14 protein-coding genes are annotated in these 17,535 nt (G+C 64.1%); 5 read left to right on the forward strand and 9 right to left on the reverse strand.

Annotated elements, in window-relative coordinates:
* Positions 1-189 precede the first annotated feature (189 nt).
* The gene (locus ACNFHO_RS17835; RefSeq protein WP_197889634.1) at positions 190-1,509 is read left to right on the forward strand and encodes a Na+/H+ antiporter family protein; all 1,320 of its coding nucleotides are present in this window, start codon (positions 190-192) and stop codon (positions 1,507-1,509) included.
* 82 nt (positions 1,510-1,591) lie between these two features.
* Positions 1,592-2,506, forward strand: coding sequence for a LysR substrate-binding domain-containing protein (locus ACNFHO_RS17840; protein ID WP_416766976.1), 915 nt, complete (start codon positions 1,592-1,594; stop codon positions 2,504-2,506).
* A gap of 32 nt (positions 2,507-2,538) precedes the next feature.
* Here ACNFHO_RS17840 and ACNFHO_RS17845 read toward each other — a convergent pair whose 3' ends face one another.
* The 3 genes from ACNFHO_RS17845 to leuC form a co-directional block, all read right to left on the reverse strand.
* The gene (locus ACNFHO_RS17845) at positions 2,539-3,867 is read right to left on the reverse strand and encodes a 2-hydroxycarboxylate transporter family protein (protein WP_416766977.1); all 1,329 of its coding nucleotides are present in this window, start codon (positions 3,865-3,867) and stop codon (positions 2,539-2,541) included.
* Between the two features lie 82 nt (positions 3,868-3,949).
* On the reverse strand, positions 3,950-4,558 hold the full coding sequence (gene leuD, locus ACNFHO_RS17850) for a 3-isopropylmalate dehydratase small subunit (protein WP_416766978.1): 609 nt from the start codon (positions 4,556-4,558) through the stop codon (positions 3,950-3,952).
* Positions 4,559-4,561: 3 nt separating this feature from the next.
* Complete coding sequence (gene leuC, locus ACNFHO_RS17855) at positions 4,562-5,986, reverse strand: 3-isopropylmalate dehydratase large subunit (RefSeq protein ID WP_416766979.1); 1,425 nt, start codon at positions 5,984-5,986, stop codon at positions 4,562-4,564.
* Positions 5,987-6,171: 185 nt separating this feature from the next.
* Between leuC and ACNFHO_RS17860 the strand changes: the two genes are divergently transcribed.
* Complete coding sequence (locus ACNFHO_RS17860; RefSeq protein WP_063544805.1) at positions 6,172-6,720, forward strand: TetR/AcrR family transcriptional regulator; 549 nt, start codon at positions 6,172-6,174, stop codon at positions 6,718-6,720.
* Between the two features lie 119 nt (positions 6,721-6,839).
* On the opposite strand, the gene ACNFHO_RS17865 is transcribed toward ACNFHO_RS17860, so the two are convergent.
* The 5 genes from ACNFHO_RS17865 to ACNFHO_RS17885 all read right to left on the reverse strand — a co-directional run bounded on the left by ACNFHO_RS17865 (position 6,840) and on the right by ACNFHO_RS17885 (position 14,565).
* The gene (locus ACNFHO_RS17865) at positions 6,840-8,255 is read right to left on the reverse strand and encodes an efflux transporter outer membrane subunit (RefSeq protein ID WP_054891293.1); all 1,416 of its coding nucleotides are present in this window, start codon (positions 8,253-8,255) and stop codon (positions 6,840-6,842) included.
* A complete protein-coding gene (locus ACNFHO_RS17870) occupies positions 8,252-11,431 on the reverse strand; it encodes an efflux RND transporter permease subunit (protein WP_112898166.1) in 3,180 nt (1,059 codons plus the stop codon). The genes ACNFHO_RS17865 and ACNFHO_RS17870 overlap by 4 nt, the downstream gene beginning before the upstream one ends.
* Before the next feature lie 12 nt (positions 11,432-11,443).
* Positions 11,444-12,685 carry a multidrug efflux RND transporter periplasmic adaptor subunit MexE gene (gene mexE / locus ACNFHO_RS17875; RefSeq protein WP_065862810.1) on the reverse strand — a complete coding sequence of 414 codons (1,242 nt, stop codon included), beginning with the start codon at positions 12,683-12,685 and terminating at the stop codon, positions 11,444-11,446.
* 181 nt (positions 12,686-12,866) lie between these two features.
* Complete coding sequence (locus tag ACNFHO_RS17880; RefSeq protein ID WP_125929807.1) at positions 12,867-13,880, reverse strand: zinc-binding alcohol dehydrogenase family protein; 1,014 nt, start codon at positions 13,878-13,880, stop codon at positions 12,867-12,869.
* A gap of 166 nt (positions 13,881-14,046) precedes the next feature.
* On the reverse strand, positions 14,047-14,565 hold the full coding sequence (locus tag ACNFHO_RS17885; protein ID WP_054891297.1) for a carboxymuconolactone decarboxylase family protein: 519 nt from the start codon (positions 14,563-14,565) through the stop codon (positions 14,047-14,049).
* Positions 14,566-14,689: 124 nt separating this feature from the next.
* Between ACNFHO_RS17885 and ACNFHO_RS17890 the strand changes: the two genes are divergently transcribed.
* Complete coding sequence (locus ACNFHO_RS17890) at positions 14,690-15,508, forward strand: cupin domain-containing protein (protein WP_416766980.1); 819 nt, start codon at positions 14,690-14,692, stop codon at positions 15,506-15,508.
* A gap of 81 nt (positions 15,509-15,589) precedes the next feature.
* Here the strand turns inward: ACNFHO_RS17890 and ACNFHO_RS17895 are convergent, their stop codons facing one another.
* Positions 15,590-15,907, reverse strand: coding sequence for a DUF2388 domain-containing protein (locus ACNFHO_RS17895; protein WP_054891299.1), 318 nt, complete (start codon positions 15,905-15,907; stop codon positions 15,590-15,592).
* A gap of 268 nt (positions 15,908-16,175) precedes the next feature.
* On the opposite strand from ACNFHO_RS17895, the gene ACNFHO_RS17900 reads away from it, so the two are divergent.
* Positions 16,176-17,528: an MFS transporter gene (locus tag ACNFHO_RS17900; protein ID WP_416766981.1), complete on the forward strand. Its 1,353-nt coding sequence runs from the start codon at positions 16,176-16,178 to the stop codon at positions 17,526-17,528.
* Positions 17,529-17,535: the final 7 nt, after the last annotated feature.

Consider the following 17,535-nt stretch of genomic DNA (forward strand, 5'->3'; position numbering starts at 1 on the left):
CTTTATATGAACGTTCAATAAAGATAAAAGCGCCTATACAAACGCCATCCCTCGGCAGTTTTGACATCCTCCCCCCAGTGCTTCAGAGTGTGCGCCCTCCATAACAACACCCCTGGTCCGGCCGCTGCCCAGCGCAGCTTGTCGCCGGAGCGCCCGCTTTTTGTCTGTCGTAATGAGGTATTGCACACCATGAATGCAGTGATCGCCGCGGTCGGTATCATGCTGGTACTGAGCCTGTCCCGCGTGCATGTGGTCATCGCCCTGATCGTTGGCGCCCTGACCGGGGGCCTGGTCGGTGGCCTGGGGATCGAGGGCACGCTCGCGGCCTTCAATGGCGGCCTGGGCGGCGGCGCGACGGTGGCGTTGTCGTACGCGTTGCTCGGCGCCTTCGCCGTGGCCATCGCCAAGTCAGGCCTGGCCCATGCCCTGGCTGACCGCGCCCTGGCGATGATCGACCGCCAGGGGCAAGCACAGGGCGGTAAGCTCAAATGGCTGTTGATCGGCCTGATGCTGGTGGTAGCGGTGTCGTCGCAGAACGTTCTGCCGATTCACATCGCCTTCATCCCACTGTTGGTGCCGCCGCTGTTGTACGTGCTGACACGCCTGCGCATCGACCGGCGCCTGATCGCCTGCGTGATCACCTTCGGCCTGATTACTCCGTACATCTTCCTGCCCGTGGGTTTTGGCAATATCTTCCTCAACCAGATCCTGCTGGCCAACGTCAGCCGCGCGGGCGTGGACATCAGCGGCGTCAACGTCACCCACGCCATGGCCATCCCGGCGGCGGGCATGCTCGTTGGCCTGCTGGTGGCGGTGTTCATCAGCTACCGGCGCAAGCGTGACTACGACCTGGCGCGCATCGAAGAGGTCGAGCAGGTCAGTGTGCAGTACAACCCACTGACGTTGCTGGTGGCCGGCGCAGCCATCGCTGCGGCGTTCATCATCCAGTTGTGGCTGGATTCGATGATCATCGGTGCGATGGTCGGTTTCCTGATCTTCTCGCTGTCGGGCATCGTGCGCTGGCGCGAGACCGACGATCTGTTCACCGAGGGCATGAAGATGATGGCCATGATCGGCTTCATCATGATCGCGGCCTCGGGCTTTGCCGAAGTGATGAAGGCCACCGGCGAGGTGAAGAGCCTGGTCGAGACCTCGGCGCAGTGGATCGACCACAGCAAGGGTATCGGTGCCTTGCTGATGCTGCTGGTGGGGTTGCTGGTGACCATGGGCATCGGCTCTTCCTTCTCCACCGTGCCGATTCTTGCCGCGATCTTCGTGCCGCTGTGTGTGCAGTTGGGCTTCGACCCGCTCGCCACGGTGTGCATCGTCGGCACGGCCGGTGCGTTGGGCGACGCTGGCTCGCCTGCCTCGGACTCGACCTTGGGGCCGACCTCGGGCCTGAACGTCGATGGCCAGCATCACCATATCTGGGACACGGTGGTGCCGACCTTCATTCATTACAACCTGCCGCTGCTGGCGTTTGGCTGGGTAGCGGCGATGGTGCTTTAGGCCCGATCGGATCGATTGTCGCTAACCGGTAGGGCTGGCATCATGCCCGAAGCGTGAATCAATCGCTTCGGGAGTACCTCCAATGAACACACCTCGTGCCGAATCGCCGCTGCCGGAAGACCTGCGGGTCTTCCTCACGGTGATCCGCAAGTCAGGTTTTGCAGCGGCGGCGGACGAACTGGGCTTGTCGCCAGCCTATGTCAGCAAGCGCATCCGCTTGCTGGAGGTGGCGCTGGGCACGCGGCTGCTGCACCGCAACGCCCGCAGCATTGCCCTCACCGACGCCGGAGAGCGTGCCCAGCGCTGGGCCATCCGCATTCTCGGCGACATGGACGACTTCGTCGGCGAGATGAAACAGGTACGCCAGGAGCCGCGCGGTGTGCTGCACCTGTGCAGCAGCTTCGGCTTCGGCCGCAACCATGTCGCACCTGCGGTGGCGCAGTTGTCGGCGGCGTATCCGGCCCTGGAGATTCGCCTGGACGTGTTCGACCGCGTGGTGGATATCGTTGCCGAAGGCTTCGACCTTGAAATCCGTATCGGCGACGACCTGCCGGCGCAGCACATCGGGCGCAAGCTTGCGAGCAACCAGCGGGTGCTGTGCGCCACGCCCGAATACCTTGCCCAGCGTGGTACGCCGCTGAACCTCAAGGATCTCGACAATCACGACTGCCTGGTGCTCAAGGAGCGCAACAACCCGTTCGGTGTGTGGCAGTTGCAGCATGCCGGTCGCGAAGAAACGGTGCGGGTCAGCGGGCCGCTGTCGTCGAACAATGGTGAGATCGTTCTGCAGTGGGCGCTCGGCGGGCGGGGCATCCTGCTGCGTTCGTACTGGGATGTACGGCCACTGCTGGAGAGCGGTCGGCTGGTGCAGGTGCTGCACGACTACACCCAGAGTGCCAACGTCTGGGCGGTGTACCCGACGCGCCTGGCGGACTCGGCGAAACTGCGCGTATGCGTGGAGTTTCTCGAGCGGCACTTCAGGGTGTTGCTGGGTTGAAGCCAGGGGCCACGGGGTGGCCCCTGTTGCGTTCAGTTGAACAGGCCCAGCAGCAGGGTTGCGCCGATCACCGTCGCGGCGCCGCCCAGGCGCGTGGAGATCTGCGCGAAGGGCATCAGCCCCATGCGGTTGCACGCCGAAAGAATCGCCACATCGCCGGTGCCGCCCAACCCACTGTGGCAGCAGGTGACGATGGCCGACTCGACCGGATACATCTTCAGCAGATTGCCGATCAGAAATCCCGCCAGGGTCATGGCCAGTACCACCGAGGCACAGACCAGTACATAGCCGATGGAGAACACGCCCATCACGCTTTCCAGGGGTACATAGAGCATGCCCAGGCCGATCATCACCGGCCAGATGAAGGCTGTCGACACTAGCTTGTAGAACTGCTTGCTGCCTTTTTCCAGGTGCGTGGGCAGTACGCGCAGGTATTTGAACAGGACCGCGACCACGATCATCATCACCGGCCCCGGGATGTGCACCAGCTTCTCCAGCAGGCCGCCGAGGACGAAGAAGGTACAGATCAGCAGCACACCAGCACCCATGTAGCGGAAGTCGATGGCCTGGTCGTCGGCCTGCTCCTTGAACTTGTCGTTTTCTTCGCGAGCGCGGATCAGCATGCCGTCACCGCTGAGCTGCGGGCGCTTGCCGGCCAGGCGCGCGAGGGCGCCGGCGCAGATGATCGCGACGATGTTGCCCACCACGGCTGCTGGCACCAGTTGCGCCACGTACTGCTCGGGGCTGCCGCCGAGAATGTGTGCATAGGCCAGCGACAAGGGCAGGATGCCTTCGCCGATGCCGCCGCCGATGATCGGTACGATGATGTAGAAGAAGGTGTGGTGGACCGAATAGCCGAACAGCACGCCCACCAGTATTCCCGCCGCGATCGCCGCCAGGGTGCCGGCCACCAGCGGCACGAACATGCGCATCATGCCCTGGACCAGGATGAAGCGGTTCATGCCCAGGATGCTGCCCACCACCAGGCTTGCGATGACGAAATAAAGGAAGTTGGCATCCTTCATCAGCATCTTCGTCGCCTCCAGCGTGGCACTGCCGAAGAAGCCATGGAACACCAGCACCGAGGGCAACAGCAGGCAGAGGATCGCGCCGCCACCAATTTCCTTGAGCAGTGGCAGGCGCTGGCCGAGCTGGCCGAAGAACACGCCCATGGTCATGATCACCGCCAGGCCGCCGATCATGGTCTTGGGCAGGTAACCGAAGTGTGCCGAGCAGAACACGATCAGGGCGATGCCGATGAAATAGGGCAGGGGAATCACACCGATCGGGTAGGTGAGCAGCGCGTTGAGCCGGCGCTGGACGGGCGTGTGTTCGGCGCTGGGCGCCAGAGTCTTGTTCATGTGCATGTCCTCTATTTGTTGTTGTACGAGGAGCCGTGAAGCGCCGCCCGTGTCCGGGCGGGCTTGTGTCGTCCCTAGCGGCTCAGGCCAGCCACGGATGGGCCTGCAGATGCCGTGCTTCGAAGGCGCGGATCTGTTCGGTACGTTGCAGCGTGCTGCCGATGGCATCGAGCCCCAGCAGCAACGCCTGCTTGCGCAACTGATCGATCTCAAAGTCGATGCTGCGACCGTCGTGCAGCGCGATCCGTTGTCGCTCCAGGTCGATGCTCAGTTCAGCGCTGCGGGGCTCGCTGACCGATTGCCCGATCTCTTTGACTTGGGCCTCCTCGAGCTGGATCAGCAGCACGCCGTTGCGCTGGCAGTTATCGAAGAAAATCCCGGCAAAGCTGCTGCCGATCAACGCGCGAATCCCCAATTGCTTGAGGCCCCATACCGCGTGTTCGCGGCTCGAGCCGCAGCCGAAGTTGGGGCCGACCACCAGAAAGCGCGCGTCCTGCCAGGGTGCCTGGTTGAGCACGAACTCAGGGTTCGGCGCGCCGCCCGCGGCAAAGCGCAGGTCGAAGAACACCCCACGGTCCAGGCCATTGCGATCGATGCCCTTGAGAAACTGCTTGGGCATGATCACGTCGGTGTCGACGTTGGCGGCCAGGAATGGGGCGGCGATGCCCGTTTCGGTGAGGAAGGGTTGCATGGCTCAGGCCTCCAGGGAAAAAGTGCGGACATCGACCAGGTGGCCGCTGACGGCTGCGGCGGCGACCATCGCTGGGCTCATCAGGTGCGTACGTGCACCGGCGCCCTGGCGGCCCTCGAAGTTGCGGTTGGTGCTCGACGCGCAGCGGTCACCGGGGCTGAGTACGTCGTCATTCATTGCCAGGCACATGGAGCAGCCCGACTGGCGCCATTCGAAACCGGCATCGACGAACAGCTGCGCCAGGCCCTCACGCTCGGCCTGTTCGCGCACCTGGGTGGAGCCGGGCACGATCATTGCGCGCACCCCTGCCGCCACCTGGCGTCCGCGCACCACGCGGGCGGCATCGCGCAGATCTTCGATGCGGGCGTTGGTGCACGAGCCGATGAAGGCATGGCTGATGGGGATCTGGTCAAGCTGCATGCCGGGTGTCAGGTCCATGTAGCGCAAGGCGCGTTGCAGGTCCTGGCGGCGGATCAGGTCAGGTTCGTGCAGCGGGTCGGGCACCTGCTGGTCGATAGGGGCGGCCTGGTCGGGGCTGGTGCCCCAGGTCACCATGGGCGCCAGCTCGCCGACATCGAGGGCAACCTCAAGGTCGAACTGCGCGTCCGGGTCGCTGAACAGCGTGTCGCGCCAGCGCTGCACTGCCTGCTCCCAGAGTTCCCCCTTGGGCGCGCGGGGCTTGTCGGCAAGGTAGTCGTAGACCTTCTGGTCGGGCGCCATGAAGGCACCTCGGGCACCGGCCTCCACGGCCATGTTGCAGATGGTCATGCGCGCCTCGACGCTCAGGGCGCTGATGGTCGGGCCGGTGAACTCGATGGCATAGCCGGTCGCACCGGAGGCACCGATGCGGCGGATCAGTTGCATGATGATGTCCTTGGAGACCAGACCTGCGCCCAGTTCGCCGGTCACCGTGACGCGCAGAGTCTTCAGGCGCTTGTAGACCAGGGTCTGGGTGGCCAGCAGGTGCTCGATCTCCGAGGTGCCGATGCCAAAACCGAAGGCGCCCAGCGCGCCGTAGGTGGTGGTGTGGCTGTCGCCGGCCGCGACCACCATGCCGGGCAGGATGAAACCTTGCTCGGGCGCCACCACGTGCTCGATACCTTGGCGCTTGTCCAGCACATCGAACAGTTCGATGCCGAAGTCGCGGCAGTTCTGCTCGAAGTAGGAGACCTGCAGTGCGCCGCCAGCGTCAGGCATGGTGGCGATGCGTTCGGGGGCGGTGGGGTTGACGTGGTCGACCACCGCCAGCGTACAGGCCGGGCGCCAGACCTGCCGCCCGGCTTCGCGCAGGCCGCTGAAGGCCTGGGGGCTGGTGTATTCGTTGGCGACCTGGCGGTCGATGTACAGCAGCACATGGCCCTGGTCGTCCAGGGTGCAGACGGTGTGGGCGTCGAGGTGCTTGTCGTAGAGCGTTCTGGGGCGATGCATGGCTGTCACTCGCGATCGAATGGTCATGGGCGTAGGCGTCACGGTAAGCGCCTGGGTCCAGCTTATTCCGTTCGAATCGTGGAACAACGCGGCCAACGTAATGCTGTGCTGCACGAATCGTGCAGCATGCCGGGCAAGCGTCCTGGCTGGTATGCTCTGCAGCGAACCCACCTCAAGAGACCACCATGGCAAGGCCGCGAAAACAGGACAGCAGCGACAGCGACGTCAAGGCACAGATCATTGATGCCGCATTGCGGGTGATCCAGCGCGACGGTTCGGTGTGCGCCACCTACCGGCGCATCGCCAGCGAGGCCGGGGTTTCGCCAGGGACCATGACCTACCACTTCAGCACCATCCAGGAGATCGTCGCGGCAGCCTTCGTCAAGATGACCAACCGCATCGCCGATCAGTACTTCACCCGCCTGGGCGATGCGCGTGATGCCGAGCATGCCCGCGAACTGCTGGCCGACCTGATCTGTGGCGAGCTGTGGAAAGCTTCCGGGCAGATGCTGCTGATCTTCGAACTCTATGCCTTCGTCTCGCGCCACCCCGACTACACCTACATCATGGACGACTGGATGGCCCGCTCGCGGGCGGCGTTGCAGGTGCATTTCGACGAGAAGACCGCGCGGGCGCTGGATGCGCTGATCGAAGGCTTCACCATTCACAATGCGCTGAGCCGCACGGTGGTAAGCCGGGACGACATCCTGGCATTGATCCGTGCGGTGTCATGAGCCTGACGCCGGTGCGCACGGCCAGGGCTGCAAAAAAAGCCCCGCGGACCAAGGTCGGCGGGGCAAAGGGTTGGGGGAGGGACCAACCAAAGGAGTCGTTGCAACGGATCGCGTGAGGGTTACTTCACGCTGGCCACGGTGTCTGGCTGCCAGCCGCCACCCAAGGCCTTGTAGATCGAGACGATGCCGCGATACAGCTCGACTTCGCCCTGGGCCTGGGCATCTTCGGCGGCAAGCTTTTCGCGCTCGGCATCGAGCAACACCAGGTAATCCACCGTGCCTTCGCGGTAGCGCACCGAGGCCAGTTCTGCCGCCTTGCCGCTGGCATCGCTCTGGCGGATCAGCGACAGCAGGCGCTGCTGGCGCTTGCCGTAATCGCTGAACGCATTGGAGGACTCTTCCAGTGCCAGCAGTACCTGTTGCTCATAGGTCGCCAGCGCGCCTTCGGCGTCGGCCTTGGCGCCGCGCAAGCGGGCACGCACGCTGCCCAGGTCGAAGGCGGCCCAGCTGATGGTCGGGCCCAGTGCCCAGGCATTGGCAGCGGACGAACCGATCTGCGAGCCACGCCCAGCGGTGAAGCCCAGGAAGCCGCTCAGGCTGACCCGTGGGAACAGGTCGGCGGTGGCGACGCCCACATTGGCGGTGGCGGCGGCGAGTTGACGCTCGGCGCTGCGGATGTCGGGGCGGCGGCGCAGCAGTTCACCCGGATCACCCACCGGCAGCGCCTTGGCGATTGCAGGCAGTTGCTTGGGCGACAGGTCCACGCTCAGTGCGTCCGGGCGCTCACCCAGCAGGGTGGCGATACGGTTGCGTGCCCGCACCTGCTCGGCCTGCAGTTGCGGCACGGTGGCCTCGACCGCCGCCAGGCGGGCATCGGCACGCACCACATCCAGCTCGTTGCCGACCCCGGTGTCGCGCAGGGTCACGGTGATGCTGCGCGAGTCTTGCTGGGTCTTGAGGTTGGCCAGGGCGATCTTTTCGCGCAACTGGGCGCCACGCAGTTGGCCGTAGGCATCGACCAGCTCGGCGATCAGGCTGACCTGCAGTTGTTGCAGGTCGGCTTCGGCGGCGTCCTCCTGAGCCTTGCTGGCCTCGATCTGACGCTGTATGCGGCCGAACAGGTCGACCTCCCAGGCCATGTCCAGGCCCAGGTCGTAGCGCTCGGTGTTGACTCGGCGATCGGTCTGGCCGGGTACCTGGCCCTTGCCGATGTCGCTGCTGGCACGGCTGGTGACCACCGGCAGGTCGTCGTTGGAGACGTCCTCGCGGATCGAGCGTGCGGCCTTGAGGCGGGCGAAGGCCACGCGCAGGTCACGGTTGCCCTGCAGCGATGCCTGCACCAGCTGGTTCAGGGTCGGGTCGTCGAACTGCTTCCACCAGCTGCTCTCGAAGCGGCTGCGGTCCAGGGCCTTGGCCGGCGTTTCGGTATCGAAACGCGCAGGCTGGGTGTCTGGGGTCTTGTAGTCCGGGCCCACCGCGCAGGCCGCCAGGGCCAGCGCCAGAAGGCTAGGAGTCAGGGGTTTGAGCAGGTTCATGCATGATTCTCCAGCGCTTGCACTCGCTCGGCCTTGCGGGCCTGGCGACGTTCGACGTGACGGCGGATCAGGTTGAAGAACACCGGCGTCAGGAACAGGCCGAACACGGTCACCCCGATCATCCCCGAGAACACCGCCACGCCCATGGCATGACGCATCTCGGCACCGGCACCGGAGGAGAACACCAGCGGCACTACACCCATGATGAAGGCGATCGAGGTCATCAGAATCGGACGCAGACGCAGGCGGCAGGCTTCCAGCACGGCGGCCAGTGGGTCCAGGCCCTCGGCCTGCTTGTCCTTGGCGAACTCGACGATGAGGATCGCGTTCTTGCACGCCAGGCCCACCAGTACGATCAGGCCGATCTGGGTGAAGATGTTGTTGTCACCCCCGGAGATGATCACGCCGGTGATGGCCGACAGCAGGGTCATCGGTACGATCAGGATTACCGCCAGTGGCAGGCTCCAGCTTTCGTACTGGGCAGCCAGCACCAGGAAGGCCAGCAGTACGCAGAGCGGGAACACGAACAGCGCGGTGTTGCCCGAGAGGATCTGCTGGTAGGTCAGGTCGGTCCACTCGTAGGTCATGCCGTTGGGCAGTTCCTCCTTCAGCAGCTTCTCGATCGCCGCCTCGGCCTGGCCAGAGCTGTAGCCTGGGGCTGCGGCACCGTTGATTTCGGCAGTGATGAAACCGTTGTAGTGCATCACGCGGTCGGGACCGGAGGTGTCGCTGACCTTGAGGAAGGTCGCCAGCGGGATCATCTCGCCCAGGTTGTTGCGCACTTTCAACTGACCGATCTGCTCGGCGTCGAGACGGAACTGCTGTTCAGCCTGGACGTTGACCTGGTAGGTCCGGCCAAAGCGGTTGAAGTCGTTGGTGTACAGCGAGCCCAGGTAGACCTGCAGGGTGTCGAAGATGTCGGTGATCGCCACGCCATGGGTCTTGGCCTTTTCCCGGTCGATGGCAGCATCGACCTGCGGCACGTTGACCTGGTAGCTGGTGAACAACCCGGCGAGCTCAGGCACGCTGCGGCTCTTGGCGATGACGTTCTGGGTTTCCTTGTACAGCGCCTCGTAGCCCAGGTTGCCGCGGTCCTCGATCTGCAGGCGGAAGCCACCAATGGTGCCCAGCCCCTGTACCGGCGGCGGTGGGAAGATCGCGATATACGCGTCCTGGATATCGGCGAACTGCGCGTTCAGCGCTGCGGCGATGGCTTGTGCCGACTGGCTCGGGTCCTTGCGCTCATCGAACGGCTTGAGCGGGGTGAACACGATGCCGCTGTTGGGGCTGTTGGTGAAGCCGTTGATCGACAGGCCCGGGAAGGCCACCGAGTCGGCAACGCCTGGCTGCTTGAGGGCGATTTCGCTCATGCGCTTGATCACTGCCTCCGTGCGGTCGAGGCTGGCGGCGTCAGGCAACTGGGCGAAGGCCACCAGGTATTGCTTGTCCTGCGCCGGGACGAAGCCGGTCGGGGTGGACGAGAAGCCCAGGTAGGTCAGGCCCATCAGGCCGGCATACACGAACAGGGCGATGCCGCTGGAACGAATGACCCGGCGTACGCCACCGACGTAGCTGTTGCTGGCACGGTCGAAGAAGCGGTTGAACGGCGTGAACAGCCAGCTGCCCAGCAGTTTTTCCAGGAACCGCGAGAAACGGTCCTTGGGCGCGTGGTGGTCCTTGAGCAGTACCGCGGCCAGGGCCGGCGACAGGGTCAGCGAGTTGAACGCCGAGATCACGGTCGAGATGGCGATGGTCAGGGCGAACTGTTTGTAGAACTGCCCGGTAAGGCCGGAAATGAACGCCGCCGGTACGAATACCGCGCACAGTACCAGGGCGGTGGCGATGATCGGGCCGGTCACCTCGCTCATGGCTTTTTGCGTGGCCTCCATGGGCTGCAGGCCCAGGCCGATGTTGCGCTCGACGTTCTCCACCACGACGATCGCGTCGTCCACCACGATCCCGATCGCCAGGACCAGGCCGAATAGCGACAAGGCGTTGAGCGAGAAGCCAAACAGATGCATCACCGCGAAGGTACCGATCAGCGAGACCGGTACGGCCATCAGCGGGATGATCGAGGCGCGCCAGGTCTGCAGGAACAGGATCACGACCAGCACGACCAGCACCAGGGCTTCGAACAGGGTGTGCACTACCGCTTCGATCGAGCCGCGGACGAACACGGTCGGGTCATAGACGATGCTGTAGTCCATCCCTTCCGGGAAGTCCTTCTTCAGCTCGGCCATCTTCGCCCGCACTTCGTCGGAGATCTCGATGGCGTTGGAGCCAGGGCGCTGGAAGATCGGGATCGCTACCGCCGGCTGGTTGTTCAGCAGCGAGCGGAGGGCGTACTGGCTGGAGCCCAGCTCGACGCGTGCAATGTCTTTCAGGCGGGTGATCTCGCCGTCGGCGCCGGCGCGGATGATGATGTTCTCGAACTCTTCCTCGCTGACCAGACGGCCCTGGGTGTTGATCGACAACTGGAAGCTGGTCGAGCCGGGGGCGGGCGGTGCGCCCAACTGACCGGCAGCGACCTGGCGGTTCTGTTCGCGGATCGCCGCGACCACGTCGCTGGCAGTCAGGTTGCGCGAGGCGGTCTTGTTCGGGTCCAGCCACACACGCAGAGAGTAGTCGCCCATGCCGAACAGCTGCACGTCACCGACACCGCCCAGGCGCGCCAGCTCATCCTTGATGTTGAGGATGGCGTAGTTGGACAGGTAGAGCATGTCGTAGCGCTGGTCCGGCGAGGTCAGGTGCACGACCATGGTCAGGTCGGGCGAGGCCTTGTCGACGGTGATACCGATGCGCGTCACTTCCTCGGGCAGCTTGGGCTGGGTCCGGGTCACGCGGTTCTGTACCTGCACCTGCGCGTTGTCCAGGTCGGTGCCCAGGGCGAAGGTGATGGTCAGGGTCAGCTTGCCATCGGCGGTGGACTGCGAGGACATGTAGAGCATGTTCTCGACACCGGTAATGGCTTGTTCAAGCGGTGCGGCGACGGTTTCGCCGATCACCTTGGGGTTGGCGCCCGGGAAGTTGGCGCGCACGACCACGGTCGGTGGCACCACTTCAGGGTATTCGCTGATCGGCAACTGGAACAGCGAGATGCCACCGGCGATCAGCAGCACGAGCGAGAGCACGGCGGCGAAGATCGGGCGGGTGATGAAGAATTTCGAGAAGTTCATCGATGTTGTCCCTTAACCGCGCGGTGCCTGGGCACTGGCGACTTTCACATTCGAACCTGCCACCGCCGGTGCCGGATTGCTGGCTTCCAGCGCCTGGCGCTGACGGGCGAGGGTAGCGAGGGTTTCTTCACTGGCCATCGGGGTTTCCTCCGGGGTGACCGGCGAGCCTGGGCGCACACGCTGCAGGCCCTTGACCACGATGCGGTCGTCCTTGCTCAGGCCGCTGCGCACGATACGCAGGCCTTCGAGCTTCGGACCCAATTCCACCGCGCGGTAGGCGGCCTTGTTGTCCTTGTCCATGACCAGCACGAACTTCTTGCCAAGGTCGGTGCCGACCGCTTCGTCATTGATCAGCACGGCGTCGTACTTGGCGCTGCCGACCAGCTTGAGGCGGGCGTAGAGGCCTGGGGTGAATTGGCCATCGCGGTTGTCGAACACGGCGCGACCACGGATGGTGCCGGTGCGCGGGTTGACCTGGTTGTCGACGAAGTTCATCTGGCCCAGGTGCGGGTTGCCGGTCTCGTTGGTCAGGCCCAGGTACACCGGGGTGGTCTGGCCGCGCTGGCCCTGGCGGGCAAGCTGGGTGTACTTGAGGTACACGCGCTCGTCGGCGTCGAAGTAGGCGTAGACCTTGTCGGTGGAGACCACGCTGGTCAGCGGGGTGACGTCGGCGGTGACGATGTTGCCAGCGGTGAAGTCGGCACGGCTGACGCGGCCACTGATCGGCGAGGTGACGCGGGTGAAGCTCAGGTTCAGGCGGGCCAGGTCGAGCTGGGCCTGGATCGCATCCACCCCGGCGCGGGCCTCGGCGGCGGCGCTGGTGCGCGATTCGGCAAGCTCGGCGGAGATGGCGTTGCTGTCGCGCAGGCGCTCGCCACGGCGGGCTTCGTTGGCGCTGCGGATGGCGGTGGCCTTGGCCTGTTGCAATTGGGCTTCGAGGCGACGGACTTCAGCCTGGAACGGGCGCGGGTCGATCTGGAACAGCAGGTCGCCTTTCTTGACCTGAGCGCCTTCGGTGAAGGCCACCAGATCGATCTGGCCGGAGACGCGCGGGCGGACTTCCACGGTTTCCGGGGCTTCCAGGCGTCCGGTGAACTCATCCCATTCGTTGATCGGCTGCTCGATCACCTTGGCCACGCTCACCTTGGGGGCGGCGGGAGCCTGCATGGCGTCGGGGGTTTTACCGCAAGCGCTGATCACCGCCACTGCCAGGGCAGCGAGGGGATAGCGCAGGGCCTTGAATGAATATTCCATGGAGAACTCCGCCACTGTATTGATAGTGGGCGGATCATGAGTGTGTTGCGTTACAGGAACGAATCGAATGGCGCGAAGGTCATTATCACGCGGAATGATATGTCGGGCCTGTTTATCGATGGCGACACATGTGGCAGCGGCGTTGCGACGTGCTCGCGATCCCCTCACCGCATGACTGAAATCAGTCCCCGAACCCCTCCAGCACGATCTTGCCCTTGGCCCGGCCACTTTCGATCAGCGCGTGGGCTCGGCGCAGGTTGGCGGCATTGATGGTGCCGAAATGCTCACCCAGCGTGGTCTTGAGCACACCATCGTCGATCAGCTTCGCCACCCGCTCCAGCAACTCGTGCTGCTTGATCATGTCGCTGGTCTGATAGAGCGAACGGGTGAACATCAGTTCCCAGTGCAGCGACAGCGACTTGCGCTTGAGCGGCACCACGTCGAGGCTGGCCGGATCGTCGATCAGCGCCAGCTTGCCCTGCGGGCGCAGCGCCGCGATCAGTTGCGCAAAGTGACTGTCGGTGTGGGTCAGGCTGATCACCAGGTCGACCTCGGGGTAGCCGATGGCGTTCAGTTGCTCGACCAGCGGCTGGCTGTGGTCGATCACATGGTGCGCGCCCAGCTCGCTCACCCACTGACGGGTTTCGGGGCGAGAGGCGGTGCCGATCACGGTGAGGCCGGTGAGCTGGCGTGCCAATTGAAGCAGGATCGAACCCACGCCACCGGCCGCGCCGATGATCAGCAAGCTCTGGCCGTGGCCTGCGTTTTCAACGACACCCAATCGGTCGAACAGCAATTCCCAGGCGGTGATCGAGGTCAGCGGCAATGCTGCGGCGCTGGCGTTGTCCAGGCTGCGTGGCTTGTGGCCGACGATGCGTTCGTCGACCAGGTGCAATTGGCTGTTGCTGCCGGGGCGATCGATGGCTCCGGCGTAATAGACCTGGTCACCGGGCTGGAACAGGGTGACTTCGGTGCCGATTTCACGGACGGTCCCGACCGCATCCCAACCCAGCACCCGCGGGGCCGTCTTGCCGGCGCCGGCGCGGATCTTGGTGTCGACCGGGTTGACTGAAATGGCCTGGACCTCCACCAGCAGGTCGCGTGGGCCTGGGGTGGGGCGGGGCAGTTCGCTGTCGAACAGGGCTTGGGCGCTGTCGATGGGCAGACCGTGTTCGGTGAAGACGATGGCTTTCATGGGGGTTCCTTGGGTATCGATGGGCGATGGGGATACCTTAGCTAACGCGGTTTGGCTGAAAAACATCGTTATGGAAGTTAGACTTTCGGCTTTTCTTTGAAAGTGTGCGCTGACAGAGCAGCCCCCTCGCGGCTTGTCCCGCGAGAGGGCTGCTGCTCTTGGCCGATCATGCGCCGCGTGGTGGGAAGTCCACTTCGGTCCGCGCCACATTGTTCAGGTAGTTGGTCAAGGTCAGCAGCGTCACCTGGGCAATCACATCGACGATCCGCGCATTGTCCAACCCTCCGGCGCGTACCTCGGCCAGCACACCGTCGGGCACCTGGCCGCGATTCAGCGTCACCGCGCGGGCAAGCACGGCTACCGGATTCAGGGTGCCGGCGCGTGCTGCCTGGATATCAGCCTCGCTTAGCCCCGACTTACCGCCGAAGAAGCTGTGCGCAGCCACGCAGTACTCACAACCATTGACCTGGGATGCGGCCAGGGCCACGACCTCGCGTTCGGCCGGGGTCAGGCTGTTCTTGCCCATGGCCTGGGCCAAGGCCATGTAGCCGTTGAGTGCGGCTGGGGAGTGGGCCATGGTGGCGAAGGCGTTGGGCAGGAAGCCCAGGCCTTTTTCCACGCCTTGCAGGGCTGGGCGGGCGGCTTCAGGGGCTTGTTCGATGGTCAGGGCGGCAATGCGAGTCATGGTGAATCTCCTGTCTGAGTGGGAGCTTGCTGTTCAAGCTTGGGTACAGATTACCCAGCAGGAATTGCCTTTCGGGTTCATATCGTCCAGTTTATGCGACTGATCGTCTAAATATGGATCTGCCATGGACCGCCTCGCCACGCTGCTCAACCATTTCGACTTCAACGCCTCGACGTTCCATCAGGGCGGCTTCTGCGGCCTCTCGCGGTTCGATGGCGAGCAGCGCAGTGGTCATGTGCATCTGCTGCGCACAGGGCGCCTGCGCTTCAGAGGCCCGGCCGGGCACGAGCAGGTGCTGGAAGAACCCAGCCTGATTTTGCTGATACGTCCGCAGACCCACCAACTGCTGGCCAGCGAGTCGGACAATGCCGAACTGGTCTGCGCCACCTTGGCGTTCACCGGTGGCCCGGACAATCCGCTGACCCGTGCATTGCCAGACGCGCTGGTCAGCCCGCTGAGCGCCCTGACCGGGTTGCAGGCCAGCAGCGACTGGCTGTTCACCGAAGCCTTCGGCGATGATTGCGGACGCGAACTGGTGCTCAACCGGTTGTTCGAGCTGATGGTGATCCAGCTGTTGCGACAGTTGCTCGGCGATGGCCAGATGGCCTCGGGCATGTTGGCCGGGCTGGCCGACAAGCGCCTGTCGCGGGCGCTGGTGGCGATGCATGACGCCCCTGCGCACAACTGGAGCGTGGAGGCGCTGGCATCGTTGGCGGGGATGTCGCGGGCGAGCTTTGCCGCGCACTTTCGCGCGGTGGTGGGCAGTACCCCGGGGGATTACCTGGCAGATTGGCGCATCGGGCTTGCGCAGAAGCGTATCCGCGAGGGCAGGCCGCTGGCGCTGGTGGCGGATGAGGTGGGGTACCAGAGCCCTTCGGCGCTGGCGAGAGTGTTCAGGCGCAAGACCGGGGTGAGCCCTTCGCAGTGGCGTGGAGAAGCCTGAGATCATGGGTATTCTTTTCGCGGGCACGTCGCCGCTGTGAACCGCCGCTGCGACTTGCCCGCGAAAAGAACACCACAGTCATCAATGATCCGCGACAACCTCATCCTGCGACAACAGCGCCTTGGCCAGTTCTTCATCACTGGCCTGCAATCCTGGATGGCTCTGGCGTACCTGCTCCAGCGCCGACTCCACATACGCCCCGCGAATCGCACCGCCACTGGCCACGAACGCAGACAGCTCGTCGCGCGCCGGAATGATCCGTTTGTCATCCTTGAATGTGGAGTAGAGCGAAGCAGAAACCCCTGCCGAGGTGGCCACATCGCCCGCGTCGACACGGGCCAGGGCGGACCCTGCGGGAATGCACAGCAGCAGTGCCGGAACAAGCAGTGAATAACGCATGATCAGTCCTCCAGAAGCATCACAGCCCAAGGGATCTCGTGCATGCAATTAAGAGGTGCGGCCATTGGCCAGAGTTCCCCGTGCGAGCAATTGCCAGACGAGCGACCGCATATCGGCCGCCCGACTTCATCAACAATTGCGGCTTACACTATCAGCATTCTTGATACTGTCAGCGCACCTGCTGTTTTGCTGAAGTTGTGACCGTAGACTTATTCGTAACCGGCCACCCGAGCCGGCTCACAACTACAAGAAGCAAGTGGAGACACGAATGAGTAGCCAAGTTTCGTTCGAAGACCTCCCACTCAGCCGTTTTCATATCAAGACGGTGTTCAGTGGTACGGGCGGTCAATTCAGTGACGGATTCGTGCTAGGGATTATCGGCATTGCCGTCAGCATGGCGGCGGGGCCGTTGCAATTGAATGCGCTATGGATGGGTTTGCTCGGCGCGGCGTCACTGGCCGGTCTGTTTCTCGGCAGTTTGTTTGCAGGGCCTTTGGCCGATAAGTTCGGCAGGCGCCGTATCTTTGCCTGGGACATGTTGCTGTTCGCGGTTATTTCAGCTTCGCAGTTCTTCGTTACTTCTCCCGAGCAACTTCTGGCCCTGCGCCTGCTGCTCGGGCTGGTGCTGGGGTTCGACTATGTAGTGAGCAAGTCGCTGGTCACCGAGTTCGCCCCACGCCGTTATCGCGGGCGTTTACTGAGTGTACTGGCCGCCGCCTGGGCCGCAGGTTACGTCGCCGCGTACCTGGTGGGCTTCGCCATCCGTGATATCGGCCCGGATGCCTGGCGCCTGATGCTGGCCTTGAGCGGTGTGCCGGCCTTGTTGATCCTGCCGTTGCGCCTGGGTGTGCCGGAATCGCCGATCTGGCTGATGGCGCGCGGTCGCAGTGCCGAGGCGCTGGCCATCGTCCAGGCCAAGTTCGGTGCGCACGTGACCTTGCCCGTCGCGCCACCGGCAGCGGCGCAGCAACGCGGCAGCTTCAGCGAGCTGTTCAGCCGCCGCTGGCGCAAGAACACCCTGGTCGGTTGCGTGTTCTACACCTGCCAGGTGATTCCCTTCTTCGCCCTGGGCACCTTCTCGCCGCGTGTGCTCGAAGCATTGAACGTGCAGGACAAGTTCGTCGGCGGGCTGGTCTACAACGTGTTGCTGATGCTGGGCGCACTGTTCGGCCTGCTGATCATCGACCGCATTTCGCGCCGCAGCTTCCTGATCGGCACCTTCTACCTGAGCGCCGTGGGCCTGGCCGTACTGGCCTGGGCCAACTTCGGGGCGCTGGGCACCATCATTGCGTTCGGCTTCTTCGCGTGCGTGCTGGCGGCAGCGGTCAACCTGGAGTTCGTCTATCCGCCGGAGCTGTTCCCCACCCACCTGCGTGCCTCGGGCATCGGCCTGGCCGTGGCCGCCAGCCGCTTCGGCTCGGCGTTCGCCACCTTCCTGTTGCCGATCGCCGTGCAGCATCTGGGGGTGCATACGGCGCTGGGCGTGTGCGTCGGGGTGCTGCTGTTCGGCGGATTGTTCTGCCACCTGTTCGCCCCGGAAACCAGCCAGGAGCGCCTGGCAGCGGTCACGCCGGAGGAGGGCGACGGCAAACCTGAAGAGCGGCCGTTGAACGCCCATTGATCACCCA

This window comes from Pseudomonas sp. NY15374 (assembly GCF_048068255.1).
In the GTDB taxonomy this organism is placed as follows: Bacteria; Pseudomonadota; Gammaproteobacteria; order Pseudomonadales; family Pseudomonadaceae; genus Aquipseudomonas; species Aquipseudomonas machongensis.

What these genes read in the sequence shown, in the direction of transcription:
- ACNFHO_RS17835 (WP_197889634.1), top strand. Translation starts at nt 190, where the DNA reads ATGAATGCAGTGATCGCCGCGGTCGGTATCATGCTGGTACTGAGCCTG.
- ACNFHO_RS17840 (WP_416766976.1), top strand. Translation starts at nt 1,592, where the DNA reads ATGAACACACCTCGTGCCGAATCGCCGCTGCCGGAAGACCTGCGGGTC.
- ACNFHO_RS17845 (WP_416766977.1), bottom strand. Translation starts at nt 3,867, where the DNA reads ATGAACAAGACTCTGGCGCCCAGCGCCGAACACACGCCCGTCCAGCGC.
- leuD (WP_416766978.1), bottom strand. Translation starts at nt 4,558, where the DNA reads ATGCAACCCTTCCTCACCGAAACGGGCATCGCCGCCCCATTCCTGGCC.
- leuC (WP_416766979.1), bottom strand. Translation starts at nt 5,986, where the DNA reads ATGCATCGCCCCAGAACGCTCTACGACAAGCACCTCGACGCCCACACC.
- ACNFHO_RS17860 (WP_063544805.1), top strand. Translation starts at nt 6,172, where the DNA reads ATGGCAAGGCCGCGAAAACAGGACAGCAGCGACAGCGACGTCAAGGCA.
- ACNFHO_RS17865 (WP_054891293.1), bottom strand. Translation starts at nt 8,255, where the DNA reads ATGAACCTGCTCAAACCCCTGACTCCTAGCCTTCTGGCGCTGGCCCTG.
- ACNFHO_RS17870 (WP_112898166.1), bottom strand. Translation starts at nt 11,431, where the DNA reads ATGAACTTCTCGAAATTCTTCATCACCCGCCCGATCTTCGCCGCCGTG.
- mexE (WP_065862810.1), bottom strand. Translation starts at nt 12,685, where the DNA reads ATGGAATATTCATTCAAGGCCCTGCGCTATCCCCTCGCTGCCCTGGCA.
- ACNFHO_RS17880 (WP_125929807.1), bottom strand. Translation starts at nt 13,880, where the DNA reads ATGAAAGCCATCGTCTTCACCGAACACGGTCTGCCCATCGACAGCGCC.
- ACNFHO_RS17885 (WP_054891297.1), bottom strand. Translation starts at nt 14,565, where the DNA reads ATGACTCGCATTGCCGCCCTGACCATCGAACAAGCCCCTGAAGCCGCC.
- ACNFHO_RS17890 (WP_416766980.1), top strand. Translation starts at nt 14,690, where the DNA reads ATGGACCGCCTCGCCACGCTGCTCAACCATTTCGACTTCAACGCCTCG.
- ACNFHO_RS17895 (WP_054891299.1), bottom strand. Translation starts at nt 15,907, where the DNA reads ATGCGTTATTCACTGCTTGTTCCGGCACTGCTGCTGTGCATTCCCGCA.
- ACNFHO_RS17900 (WP_416766981.1), top strand. Translation starts at nt 16,176, where the DNA reads ATGAGTAGCCAAGTTTCGTTCGAAGACCTCCCACTCAGCCGTTTTCAT.